The 13057-nt window shown below is 34.9% G+C and carries 13 protein-coding genes and 1 pseudogene; 13 read left to right on the top strand and 1 reads right to left on the bottom strand.

Annotated elements, in window-relative coordinates; genetic code table 11:
• Positions 1–289: 289 nt before the first annotated feature.
• The 11 genes and pseudogenes from ribH to gorA all read left to right on the top strand — a co-directional run bounded on the left by ribH (position 290) and on the right by gorA (position 10163).
• Positions 290–760, top strand: a complete 471-nt coding sequence (ribH, locus tag A9G12_RS08895) for a 6,7-dimethyl-8-ribityllumazine synthase (RefSeq protein WP_065565473.1) — start codon at positions 290–292, stop codon at positions 758–760.
• Positions 761–764: 4 nt separating this feature from the next.
• A complete protein-coding gene (nusB, locus tag A9G12_RS08890) occupies positions 765–1184 on the top strand; it encodes a transcription antitermination factor NusB (protein WP_065565472.1) in 420 nt (139 codons plus the stop codon).
• A gap of 22 nt (positions 1185–1206) precedes the next feature.
• Positions 1207–2271 (top strand): TrmH family RNA methyltransferase, encoded by a 1065-nt coding sequence (locus tag A9G12_RS08885; protein WP_065565471.1) that lies wholly within the window; start codon positions 1207–1209, stop codon positions 2269–2271.
• Between the two features lie 154 nt (positions 2272–2425).
• Positions 2426–3358, top strand: coding sequence for a multifunctional transcriptional regulator/nicotinamide-nucleotide adenylyltransferase/ribosylnicotinamide kinase NadR (nadR, locus tag A9G12_RS08880; RefSeq protein ID WP_176701755.1), 933 nt, complete (start codon positions 2426–2428; stop codon positions 3356–3358).
• Between the two features lie 62 nt (positions 3359–3420).
• Positions 3421–4197, top strand: a complete 777-nt coding sequence (gene ubiE / locus A9G12_RS08875; RefSeq protein WP_065565469.1) for a bifunctional demethylmenaquinone methyltransferase/2-methoxy-6-polyprenyl-1,4-benzoquinol methylase UbiE — start codon at positions 3421–3423, stop codon at positions 4195–4197.
• Between the two features lie 14 nt (positions 4198–4211).
• Complete coding sequence (gene ubiB, locus A9G12_RS08870) at positions 4212–5753, top strand: ubiquinone biosynthesis regulatory protein kinase UbiB (RefSeq protein ID WP_081299714.1); 1542 nt, start codon at positions 4212–4214, stop codon at positions 5751–5753.
• Positions 5754–5819: 66 nt separating this feature from the next.
• Positions 5820–6035, top strand: a complete 216-nt coding sequence (tatA, locus tag A9G12_RS08865) for a twin-arginine translocase TatA/TatE family subunit (RefSeq protein ID WP_442903476.1) — start codon at positions 5820–5822, stop codon at positions 6033–6035.
• A 3-nt stretch (positions 6036–6038) separates the two neighbouring features.
• A pseudogene (gene tatB / locus A9G12_RS08860) lies at positions 6039–6320 on the top strand (Sec-independent protein translocase protein TatB); the annotation flags it as partial.
• Positions 6321–6376: 56 nt separating this feature from the next.
• Positions 6377–7147 carry a twin-arginine translocase subunit TatC gene (gene tatC / locus A9G12_RS08855; protein WP_065565467.1) on the top strand — a complete coding sequence of 257 codons (771 nt, stop codon included), beginning with the start codon at positions 6377–6379 and terminating at the stop codon, positions 7145–7147.
• 45 nt (positions 7148–7192) lie between these two features.
• Positions 7193–8617, top strand: coding sequence for a bifunctional D-glycero-beta-D-manno-heptose-7-phosphate kinase/D-glycero-beta-D-manno-heptose 1-phosphate adenylyltransferase HldE (hldE, locus tag A9G12_RS08850; RefSeq protein WP_065565466.1), 1425 nt, complete (start codon positions 7193–7195; stop codon positions 8615–8617).
• Positions 8618–8810: 193 nt separating this feature from the next.
• A complete protein-coding gene (gene gorA / locus A9G12_RS08845) occupies positions 8811–10163 on the top strand; it encodes a glutathione-disulfide reductase (protein ID WP_065565465.1) in 1353 nt (450 codons plus the stop codon).
• A gap of 76 nt (positions 10164–10239) precedes the next feature.
• Here gorA and A9G12_RS08840 read toward each other — a convergent pair whose 3' ends face one another.
• Complete coding sequence (locus A9G12_RS08840) at positions 10240–11589, bottom strand: MFS transporter (protein WP_065565464.1); 1350 nt, start codon at positions 11587–11589, stop codon at positions 10240–10242.
• 244 nt (positions 11590–11833) lie between these two features.
• Here A9G12_RS08840 and A9G12_RS08835 point away from each other — a divergent pair, with 244 nt between their 5' ends.
• Both A9G12_RS08835 and A9G12_RS08830 read left to right on the top strand, forming a co-directional pair.
• Positions 11834–12403 carry a DNA-3-methyladenine glycosylase I gene (locus A9G12_RS08835; RefSeq protein ID WP_065565463.1) on the top strand — a complete coding sequence of 190 codons (570 nt, stop codon included), beginning with the start codon at positions 11834–11836 and terminating at the stop codon, positions 12401–12403.
• Between the two features lie 4 nt (positions 12404–12407).
• Entirely contained in the window at positions 12408–13031 is a 624-nt protein-coding gene (locus tag A9G12_RS08830) for a YdcF family protein (protein ID WP_065565462.1), read from the top strand.
• The last annotated feature ends 26 nt before the right edge of the window (positions 13032–13057 follow it).

The following is a 13057-nucleotide window of genomic DNA, read 5'->3' as shown; positions in this document are numbered from 1 at the left end:
ATTTTAAAACGTTCGTTATTGCTTGCAAGTAATAAAATTGAATCTTTATTTATAAGATGAAGATTGATTACATGTACAAGTAAAAATTAATTACAACATTTTGTATTTATTCTAGAAGTAGAATCTTTTTATTTTATTTATCTTATTTAGCTTATTTAGCTGTTAAATCATTGTGGTAGCGTTATTTGCTAATAGGATAAGTCCATAAAATATGATACAATTATGGCATAGTTTTTCACGCAAAGTGATATTTAAATTGCATTTAAATATTAATTAATAAGGAATTAATATGCAAACAGTTAAAGGTAAAGTTGCTGCACCAAAAGCCAAAGTAGCAATTATAGTGGCTCGTTTCAACCATTTTATTAATGATAGCTTAGTTAATGGTGCGATTGATGCATTGACTCGTATTGGGCAAGTCGATGAAAAAAACATTACAGTTATCTGGGTGCCCGGTGCTTATGAAATTCCATTAGCAACCAAAGTCGCCGCCCAATCTAAAAAATATGAAGCAATTGTAGCATTAGGTACAGTGATCCGTGGAAGTACCGCGCATTTTGATTATGTTGCCGGTGAATCAAGTTCTGGTTTATTAAATGCTAGCTTAGAATATTCCATTCCAGTAGGATTTGGTATTTTAACTACTGAGAGTATTGAACAAGCCATTGAGCGAGCTGGGACTAAAGCAGGTAATAAAGGTGCTGAAGCAGCTTTAACGGCACTTGAAATGCTAAATATCATTAACGCAATTAAGGAGTAATTTAGTGGCATCAGTTAATCCTCGTCGTCGAGCAAGAGAATGTGCGGTACAAGCAATCTATTCTTGGCAGATTTCAAAAAATGATCTTGTTGATGTTGAAGCCAGTTTTATCGCAGAACAAGATATGAAGGGCGTAGATGCTAAATATTTTAAAGAGTTACTCCATGGCGTAATCAAAAACACTATTGATTTAGATAATAAAATGGCACCTTATCTTACTGAACGTTCAGTTGATGAATTGGGTCAAGTTGAGTTAGCTATACTTAGAATTGCACTTTATGAATTAATGAAACGTCAGGATGTACCTTATAAGGTAGTAATTAATGAAGCTATTGATTTGACAAAAACCTTTGGCGCTGAAGATAGCCATAAATTTGTAAATGGTGTGTTAGATAAAGTTGCCCCAACAATTCGTAGCCGTTAACTAATTAATATTGAGATTTGATATGAATGCTGATACTGAAAAAAATAAGCCAACCATTTTTTATGCTAAAAATAATGAATCATCAGGAGCTTCCCGTTCCAAACATGGGAATAGCAACGCTAAAAAAGACAAGCGTAAAAATGAACCTTTTCAGTCTAAGTCAAAGGTAAAACCGGATCATAACGATCGTATTGAAACATTTAAACCGCGGGCTAGTAAATCTAGTTTTAGTAAACAGCATAGTGTTGAATCTAAGCAATCTCGATATAAGTCATCTAACGACAATACTTCCCCTTGGCAAAAAAAAGTACGTGATAATGAACAATTACCAACTTTTGGTTATGATGAATATAGTCAACGTAAAGAAGAAACTATAGTTTATAGCGAAAATAGCTGTAAGGCAGTATTCAAGCATCGCCGTACGGCAATTGTTAAATTATTTATTATTCAAGAAATGACTTATCAATTCAGAGAGTTAATTACATGGTTGGTCAAACAACGTTTAGGTTATGATGTTGTTTCTAACGAACAAATTACTAAACTTACCCAAACAGCCCATCATGGTGGTATCTGTTTAATAATTAAAAAACACATTCCTCTAATGTTACTTAATTATTTGCAAGCTAATGGTGATAAAATTGAAGATTGTGTTTTGGCAATAGATGACGTCAATAATCCACATAATTTAGGTGGGCTGATTCGGAGTGCGGCTTTTTATGAAGTTAATGGTGTTATGTTACGGCAAACAAGTCTACTTGATAGTGGGGCAGCTATGCGAGTTGCTGAAGGTGGAATTGAAGCAGTAGAATCCATCAAAAGTGATGATTTTATGGCATCGTTAGATCTGTTTAAACAGCATGGCTATCAAGTTGTGGCGTTATTACCATGTCAAGTAAAATCCATAACCTCCACAGACTTACGACAGGTCAAGTTTGCTAAAAAAGTAGCCTTAGTTATTTTTCAACAAATAAACATGAAATTGATTAGTTGCGCAGATGTGGTGATTCATTTACAAGGCAATGACAATATGCCAGCTCTTAATATCTCAGTGGCTACGGGTATTGTATTAAATGCAATGCAAAATTAGTTTTATGTTATTTAATTTTTGCCATAAATGTTTTTACTGATAAAATTATATCGCTAATTGACAAATTAAGTGAAATAGCATGATTTGGGTAGAAAATGCATTTTTTTAATGTACATTGTTATTAGGTTTTTAAATGTTATTGGTATAAGTTATGGTGTCTAAACATAAAATTGGTTTAATTTTTGGAAAGTTTTATCCGTTACACTGTGGGCATATTTATTTAATTGAAAAAGCAATGAGCCAAGTTGATGAACTTCACATTATGCTTGGATGTGAAGCAACTCGAGATAAACAACTTTTTGAAAAAAGTCGCCTACCGAAACAACCTCAAGTTAGTGATCGCTTCTCTTGGTTACAAGAAACCTTTAAAAATCGACATAATATTCATGTACATGTTTTAAATGAAGCTGGAATTGAGTATTATCCTAATGGTTGGCGGGATTGGAGTGAACGGGTTAAGTGCATCTTAGATGAATATAAAATAAAACCTACCGTAGTCTTCACTAGCGAATTACAAGATATAGAAAATCATCAACTTTATTTTGGTTGTCCAGTAGTAATTATTGATGCTGATCGTGAATTTATGCCTATCAGCGCAACGGCTATTCGTGAAAATCCTTATAAAAATTGGTCTTTTATTGCGCAAGCAGCTAAACCTTTTTTTGTAAAAAAAGTAGCAATTATTGGTTCACAAAAATTTAATGATTTACCTATACAACTCGCTAACATTTATAATACTCAATATGTAGCTAATGGTTATGTGAATTATATTCAGCGTGAAATATCGGCCTGTCATAATCAACGTTATTTAAGCGAGTCTGATTATATTAAAATAGCTATGTTGCAGGTTGAACGCATATCAAGTGCTGAAAGGATTGCTAATAAATTATTATTTACTTCAATTGATTTTGCTGCATTAGCTCAATGTTATCGACAAATTTTTCAAAAAGAGCATGAAGTATTAACAGTATTAACCAAGAGTTATCATTTTGATCTTGTTATTCATGAAAAAGATTTAAACCCACAGCATACCCTGTTACAACATTTTGAAACAGTGTCAAAGAAGGTTGAAGCATTATTGATTTAGTTCATCGCATTTATCATGGCTTATGCTAGAATAGGCTAAATGCTGATGTAAGGTGAATTTTAATGTCTCAATCTTCTGATAAACAAGATAACTCTAATCAAGAAAAAATTGATTTCGGTTTTACTCAAGTTTTAAAACAAGAAAAAGTAAAACGTGTTGCCGAAGTCTTTCATTCTGTAGCAGATAAATATGATGTAATGAATGATTTGATGTCATTTGGAATTCACCGTATCTGGAAAAAAATCACCATTGAATATAGTAGTGTACGTAAAGGTCAAAAGGTTCTAGATCTTGCTGGTGGCACCGGCGATTTAACCGCCAAATTTTCCCAACTTGTCGGTGACGATGGCTTAGTGGTTCTGGCTGATATTAATGAATCAATGTTAAAGGTTGGTCGTGATAAACTGCGTGATAAAGGGCTATTTAAAAATATCGAATATGTCCAAGCCAATGCTGAAGAATTACCTTTTGCCGATAATTATTTTGATTGCATCACTATTTCATTTGGTTTACGTAATGTGACAGATAAAGATAAAGCGCTGCGTTCTATGTGGCGAGTATTAAAACCAGGTGGACGTTTATTAATTTTAGAATTTTCTAAACCACAATATCAAATTTTAAATAAGGCCTATGATCTGTACTCTTTTACCATGTTACCATTAATGGGGAAAATAGTAGCCAATGATGCTGATAGTTATCGTTATTTAGCTGAATCAATCCGTATGCATCCAGATCAAAAAACATTGAAAAAAATGATGGAGAATGCGGGTTTTGTTGATGTTAAATATCACAACATGACTGGTGGTATAGTTGCATTACATACTGGTTTTAAATTTTGATGTGATAATAAATAATGACATTTTTTCGACTATATACCATATTAACGATAATTAGAGCTTATCGATTGCAAGAATTGTTGCCAACTCATCGAGCTTCCAGATGGCTACGATTTTTGTTGATTTGTCTATTTTGGGTTAGACCTAAAGGCAAACAACTTGAAATTGGTGAAAGACTACGCCAAGCGCTACAGGATCTTGGACCAGTATGGATAAAGTTCGGGCAGATGATCTCAACTCGACGCGATGTCTTACCACAACATATTGCTAATGCTTTAGCTAAATTACAAGATCAAGTAAAACCGTTTGATGGTCAAACAGCTAAACAAATTATTGAGTCAGCACTCGGTCAACCTATTGACTATTATTTTTCCAATTTTGATGAAATCCCTTTAGCATCAGCATCTATTGCTCAAGTTCACACCGCTGTATTAAGACGCAGTCAAGCCGAAATTGTTATCAAAGTTATACGTCCCAATATTTTACCGATTATACAATCTGACATAGATCTTATGTTTTGGGTAGCTAAACAATGCACTAAACGCATTAAATCGGGGGAAAAATTAAGGGCAGTAGAAATTGTTCATGACTATCAAAAGACACTATTAAAAGAATTAGATTTGCAACAAGAAGCTTATAATACTGCCAAATTACGCGCTAATTTTATAAATAGCGATATTTTGTATATACCTTATGTTTACCAAGATTTATGTCGAAAAAATGTGTTAGTTGAAGAACACATTAAAGGGGTACCGATTGCTGATATTGAGCAACTTAAACAACATAATGTCAATATGAAACTGCTTGCAGAACGGGGTGTGCAAGCATTTTTCACACAAGTGTTTCGCGACAACTTTTTTCATGCTGATATGCACCCGGGTAATATTTTTGTCGATATTAGTGAACCCCAAAATCCACGTTATATCGGCATTGATTGTGCAATTGTTGGGATTTTAAGTGATGATGATCAACGTTATTTAGCAGAAAATTTCTTGGCATTTTTTAATCGAGATTATCGCAAAATAGCTGAAACTTATGTTTTATCTGGTTGGGTACCTGAAACCACCGATGTAACAGCACTAGAAATGGCAATGCGCAATGTGTGTGAACCAGCTTTTGCTAAACCATTGGTTGAAATTTCTTTTTCTCAGATTTTATTTGAATTATTTCAAGTAGCTCGTCAATTTGATATGGATATTCAGCCACAATTAACCTTACTTGAAAAAACCTTATTTTATATTGAAGGTATAGGACGGCAACTTTATCCGGAACTAGATTTATGGCAAACAGCTAAACCATTTTTAGAAAAATGGTATGAAGACAAATATAGCGCCAAAAAATTAGTGCAACAAATATGGGGAGCATTACCTCAATGGCGGACCATGTTACCAGAATTACCGGCTAAATTAAATGATTGCGAAAGAATCGCTAAACGAATGGCAAATCAAATAAAACAAATAAATGAAGAACTGCAACATAGTCGTCAAAGGCAGAAGCATTTAATCGGTATTATTTGTATAGTTAGTTTGATTTGTATAGTCACACTGGTTACTCATTAAAGTCTATTTAGGATCGAGCAATTTGAGTGTATAATTTAATTTCCTAAACCGTTGGAGATAGTTACCATGATGCCAAGTTTACCCCAGCTGTTAATATTAATTGCCGTGGTTGTATTGTTATTTGGGACTAAAAAATTACGATCATTGGGATCAGATCTTGGCGCTTCCATTAAAGGATTTAAAAAAGCCATGAATGATGACGAAGATAAAAAAGCACCAGATGCTGCTAATAAAGTTGAAAATCATGTGTCAGCAAGTGATAACGACAGCAAAAAAGAGTAATCCATGTTCGATATTAGCTTTGGGCAATTACTCTTAGTATTAGTTATTGGGCTAGTTGTATTGGGCCCCGAGCGTTTACCTGTAGCCATTAAAACAGTAGCTAGTTGGATAAAAGTGCTGCGCCGTATGTCGGCAACCGTACAGTTAGAATTAAATAAAGAACTTAAATTACAAGAGTTACAAGATAGTCTCAAAAAAGCTGAGCAAAGTGGTTTAAAAACTCTGACACCAGAACTCCAAGAATCTATAGATGATTTAAAACGGGTCACCGAATCATTACAAAAAGAAATCGATGCAGTAACCCTAATAGATACTAATATTAATGCAAATAAAGATAAATCATGACAGAAGACGCTACACAACCTTTAGTTGGACATCTTGTTGAACTCCGAACGCGGCTGTTACGTTGCATTATTTGTATTTTGCTGGTGCTGGCTTGTTTGCTCTATTTTTCTAATGATATCTATCACATTGTTGCTAATCCTCTCATTCGCCAACTCCCTAAAGGGAGTAGTATGATTGCTACAGATATTGCCGCGCCTTTTTTTACACCGATTAAACTGACCGCCGTTGTAGCCATTTTTATTTCGATTCCTTATGTGCTTTACCAAATATGGGGATTTATTGCACCGGCACTATATCAGCATGAAAAACGTTTAGTTATGCCACTAATTATTTCCAGTACTATCCTGTTTTATATTGGAATTGCGTTTGCTTATTTTGTGGTATTTCCTTTGGCTTTTTATTTCTTTATTCATACGGCACCGATTGATGTAGCGATCAATACCGACATCACTAAATATTTAGATTTTGTAATGACATTATTTGTGGTCTTTGGCTTTGCTTTTGAAGTACCGGTGGCTATTATTTTACTCTGTTGGACTGGAGTCACTACGCCTAAAAACTTACGCAAGAAACGTCCTTATATAATTGTTGGCGTATTTGCCGTAGCTATGTTTGTTACTCCACCCGATGTATTTTCACAAATATTGTTAGCTGTACCTATTTGTTTATTGTTTGAAATTGGCACCTTTTTCGCAAGGTTTTATCAACCTCGTCGTCAAGAACGATCTGAATCCGAATCAGATCATCAAGCTGAAGATCAGCGATAAATAGAAAAGGATAAAGCTAATTATAAATAAGGATAATTATTGATAATGAAAGTTTCGTTACCAGATTTTAGTCAGGCCAATGTTTTAGTTGTTGGCGACATAATGTTAGATCGTTATTGGTATGGTGGTACTAATCGGATCTCACCAGAAGCCCCAGTGCCAATAGTTAAAATAGATGCGCTGGAAGAGCGACCAGGTGGTGCTGCCAACGTTGCCATGAATATAACTGCACTCAGTGGTAATGTGCGCCTGATTGGTCTAACGGGTATTGATGAACCCGCTAAAATACTCAATGAACAGCTAAATGCACATCATGTACAATGTGATTTTGTTGCTGTTACTACTCATCCAACTATTACTAAATTACGGGTATTATCACGTAATCAACAATTAATACGCATTGATTTTGAGGAAGGATTTGGCAATATTGATCCATCACCTATGCTTGAGCGCATCCAAACAGCCTTAAATAATCACAAAGTTTTAGTGTTATCTGATTATGCCAAAGGGGCTTTATCTGCTGTGCAGTCGATAATTCAATTAGCCAATCAAGTCAATGTGCCAATTTTGATCGACCCTAAAGGTACTGATTTTGAACGTTATCGTGGTGCAACCATATTAACACCTAATATGTCGGAATTCGAAGCCGTGGTTGGGTCTTGTAAAACCGAAAAAGAGATCGCTGAAAAAGGTTATGAGCTAATTAAACATTACGACCTTAAAGCATTATTGGTTACGCGTAGTGAAAAAGGCATGACTTTATTGCAGCTAAATAAACCAATTTACCATTTGCCGACACAAGCTAAAGAGGTATTTGATGTTACCGGAGCAGGCGATACCGTTATTGCTACCTTAGCGACAGCTTTAGCTGCGGGGCAGTCTTTAGAAGATAGTTGTTTTCTGGCTAATGCTGCTGCTGGTGTTGTTGTTGGTAAGTTAGGAACTTCGACAGTTTCTCAAGTAGAACTTGGCAATGCCATCCGTGCCCGAACAGATGACAGTTTTGGCGTGATGACCGAAGAAGAATTAAGAGCAGAAGTAGGTAAAGCACGCATGCGTGGTGAAAAAATTGTCATGACCAATGGTTGTTTCGATATTTTACATGCTGGACATGTTTCTTATCTCGCTAATGCCAGAAAACTAGGTGATCGCCTTATTGTTGCAGTTAATAGTGATGCATCGGTGAAAAAGCTTAAAGGGGAATCAAGACCGATTAATCCATTAATGCAGCGTATGATTGTGCTAGGTGCACTAGATTCAGTAGATTGGGTGGTTCCATTTACCGAAGAAACGCCTCAACGATTAATTGCGAGTATCTTACCGGATGTATTAGTCAAAGGTGGAGATTACAAAATTGAGGATATCGCTGGTGGTAAAGAAGTCATCCAAGCAGGTGGTGAAGTTAGAGTTCTTAACTTTGAAGATGGCTGTTCAACCACTAACATAATTAATGCAATTAAAAACCAATAAAATATGTTGGCTATTTATATATTATAAATAGCCTTTAATTTCATCAAGCATTCTTAGCTTATCTATTTTTTATTGTTAATCCGATCAATCGTTAATATCTATTATTAAATTTCCTATTTATGACTTTTTTTATTGTCTGCTTTGTGCCAAGCTAACTACCAAAATTATGACAAAAGAGTACCGAGGAAATTTTATGACTAAACATTATGATTATATTGCTATTGGTGGTGGTAGTGGAGGCATAGCTTCTGCGAACCGAGCGGCATCATATGGAAAAAAATGTGCCATTATTGAAGCGAAATTATTAGGTGGCACCTGTGTTAATGTTGGCTGTGTACCTAAAAAAATTATGTGGTATGGAGCGCAAATTGCTGAAGCGATAAAAAATTATGGACCTGACTATGGTTTTGATACCACTATAAATCAGTTTAGTTGGGACAAACTGATTGCTAGCCGAACTGCTTATATTGATGATGTACATGAATCTTATGATTGGGTGCTAAATAAAAATAAAGTAGATGTTATTCATGGTTATGCCAAATTTATAGATCAACATACCGTTGAGGTTAATGGTGAACAATATACTGCAGATCATATCTTGATTGCAGTCGGTGGTAAACCAACCATACCAAATATACCTGGAGCAGAATATGGTATAACTTCGGATGGTTTTTTTGCTTTAACAGCATTACCAAAACGTGTTGCTGTGGTTGGTGCCGGTTATATTGCTTGTGAAATAGCAAGCGTCTTACATTCTTTAGGAGCACAAACCCATCAATTTGTACGTAAACAATCACCGTTAAGGTCTTTTGACCCATTAATTGTTGAAACATTAATGGAAGTTATTGCTACGGACGGTCAACAATTACATACTTTTGCTATTCCCAAATCAGTCACCAAAAATAAAGATGATTCATTAACATTAACCTTAGAAAATGGTGAAAGTTATACTGTTGATTGTGTTATTTGGGCAATAGGACGGGAACCGGCTACTAAAACTATGAATTTAGAAGCTGCAGGCATAGCAGTTAATGACAAAGGGTTTGTGATTGTCGATAAATATCAAAACACTAATGTTCCAGGTATTTATTCAGTAGGTGATGATACTGAAGCCACCGCATTAACACCAGTAGCGGTTGCAGCAGGACGTAGGTTGTCTGAAAGACTGTTTAATAATAAACCAGATGAACATTTAGATTATAACAATATTCCAACGGTCGTTTTTACGCATCCAGCTATAGGTACGGTTGGATTAACAGAACCGCAAGCTATAAAGCAATTTGGTCAAGACAACGTTAAAATTTATACTTCCACATTTACGGCTATGTATACGGCGGTAACGCAGCATAATCAACCATGCCGAATGAAATTAGTTTGTGTTGGTAAAGAAGAAAAAATTGTTGGGATTCATGGTATTGGTTATGGTATGGATGAGATGCTACAAGGTTTTGCAGTAGCACTTAAAATGGGCGCGACTAAAAAAGACTTTGATAATACGGTGGCTATTCATCCAACAGCAGCTGAAGAATTTGTTACTATGCGTTAAACCATCCACGATTACTATGCAAAACAAAAAAGCCGGTATTTTACCCGGCTTTTTATTTATTAATAACAATTAACTTCTAATTACTGGACTCACTACGCCAGCCTTGTTTAGCTAATGGGTAAAAACCAACTGCTATGGCAATTAATGAAACAAATGCAATGTAAATTCCCGCGCCAAGATAACTATATTCACCTAATAAATGTTGCGGACTTAATAGATAAAGCGTTAATGTAGGCGTGATGGCACTGAATAAGGCATAAGCTAAGTTATAAGAGAATGATAACCCAGAATAACGAATCGATGGTGGGAATGCTCGGGTACCGATTATTGGTGTAATCACAATGGCCCCAATAAATAAACCAAATAAAGCCCATATCCAATACAATTTAGTTAATGATATATCCGGACTTAATGAACTATAAAAATAAATACTCGTAATTGCTAGCCCACCCCAAGCTATAACTACATTGATAGTTGTACCAAGTTTATCTTCTAACCAACCAAAAATAACACAACCTGACGTCAATGTTAAAGCAGCAATGCAGCCACCGATGCGCCAATCAAGATTAGCAAAATGATACATACCACCAACAATGCGGCCGGGAGTAATTAAGATCCCAACCATAATCGCTGTAGATAAAGACCAAGTTAATAAAGCGACAATCACACACGCAGTTTTATGTTTTTTAATTACGGTCACTACCGGAATGCTTTTTTCTAAGGCTTTACGCGCAGCAAGTTCTTTGAATATTGGTGTTTCTGATAAAAAGCGACGTAAATAAACAGAAATAACCCCAAACACCCCACCGGCGATAAATGGAATACGCCAAGCATAATCCAATATAGTTTCAGTGGTAAAACTTAGGTCAATAAAAATTGTCATGATGAAACCAAGTAAGATGCCACCCGTAATTCCTGATGTTAAAGTACCAACGCCTAAACCATAGCGTTGCTGAGGCACATGTTCAGCAATAAATACCCAAGCGCCTGGCATTTCACCACCGATGGCCGCACCTTGTAACATTCGCATAATCAGTAACAAAAATGGCGCAAAAATACCAATTGACACGTAAGTAGGTAAAATACCAATAATAAACGTTGGTAGAGCCATCATTGCCACGCTTAACGTGAACATTCGCTTACGTCCGACTTTATCGCCAAAGTGTGCCATAATGATGCCACCAATTGGACGAACTAAATAACCGGCAGCAAAAATACCCCAAGCAAATAGATCCAGCGTTAATGGTGATAATGTGTGCGGTAAAAATAGTGGTTTAACGATGGTATCAATATATAGAGCATAGATAACAAAATCATAAAATTCTAAGGTACCACCTAAAGAGGATAAAAATAATGTTTTTAAATCCTTTCCATTTAATGGTCGAGCAACAGGCTGCCATTGTGAGCAAATCTCTACTTGGTTCATGTAATATAACCTTTATATTAATATGATAAAGAAAATAAAGAAATTAAATCCTTTTTGACTAAATCGTGATAAGTAAGTAATAGTTTGCCACAAAATATAGTCTTTTTTTTCATCATAAAAAAATTTAATGTATATGTTAAAACCAACTATTTGATTTATAATTCAACGTTATTTATATTCTTTTTAAACAATTTTTATCATTTTAAATCATAATAGATAATTAAATATTGAAATAATACTGCTAATGAATACTGAAAAATCAACACGTTGTAGTTGGGTAAACAATGACCCTTTATATATTGCTTATCATGATAATGAATGGGGTATCCCTCAACATAATAGTTTAAAATTATTTGAAAAAATTTGTTTAGAAGGTCAACAAGCAGGACTATCGTGGATCACAGTACTCAAAAAACGTGATGAATATCGTCGCTGTTTTTTTAATTTTAATCCTGAAAAAATAATTCAACTTACAACTGAGGATATTGAATTATTACTGCAAAATCCGGGATTAATTCGTAATCGTTTAAAGCTTAATAGTATTGTAAAAAATGCAAAGGCTTATTTAACTATGCAAAGTAATGGTGAGGATTTTTCTGATTTTATTTGGTCATTTGTTGATGGTGAACCCATTATTAATCACTATCGTGATTTGAGCGAAGTACCTGTCAGTACCGAAATTTCGGATAACATGTCTAAGGCGTTAAAAAAGAGGGGATTTTCTTTCGTAGGTTCTACAATTTGTTACGCATTTATGCAATCAATGGGGCTGGTTAACGACCACTTTGTAAACTGTTTTAAAAAAGGTTATTAGTTTGATGCAATTTGAGCGATTAATTAAATATGGTTTGGTGCTAGTTTTATTATATTTTGTTATTTGTAATATTGTTATTTATTATTATGCTCAACAAAAACCAGCTGCAAATGCTGATACTGTGGTTGTTTTAGGGTCGTTGGTAATTGGATCTCCTGCCATTCCTCATCCAACATTAAAAGATCGTTTAGATGTGGCGGTAGCTTATCTACAAACCAATCCGCAGACCAAAGTAGTTGTTTGTGGTGGTCAGGGTAAAGATGAATCAGCAACCGAAGCTAGTGTTATGGCTGATTATTTAGCTCACAAAGGTATTGCAACTTCGAGAATTTATATTGAAGATAAATCAACGCGAACGGCACAACAATTCGTATATGCAAATAATGTGTTACCATTAGGTAAAACGGTTGTGGTAACCAGTGATTTTCATATGTTACGTTCTATAATGTTAGCCAAACGATCTGGTATTAAAGATGTTTCCGGATTACCAGCTAGTTTGAGTTTTACTAATTTAGATAAATATTATGCTTTAATTCGTGAACCATTGGCATTAGTAAATTCTTGGTTGTTTGATCATCCAACAAACTATAGTTTAGTTAATGAATCCCCCGAAAATCAAAATCATTGAATTAAGTCGTTTAGATATACAAGCAA

The organism is Gilliamella sp. wkB112 (assembly GCF_001690685.1).
In the GTDB taxonomy this organism is placed as follows: domain Bacteria; phylum Pseudomonadota; class Gammaproteobacteria; order Enterobacterales; family Orbaceae; genus Gilliamella; species Gilliamella apicola_J.
Note: the sequence above shows the minus strand (reverse complement) of the source record. Positions and strands in the feature narration are given on the sequence as shown.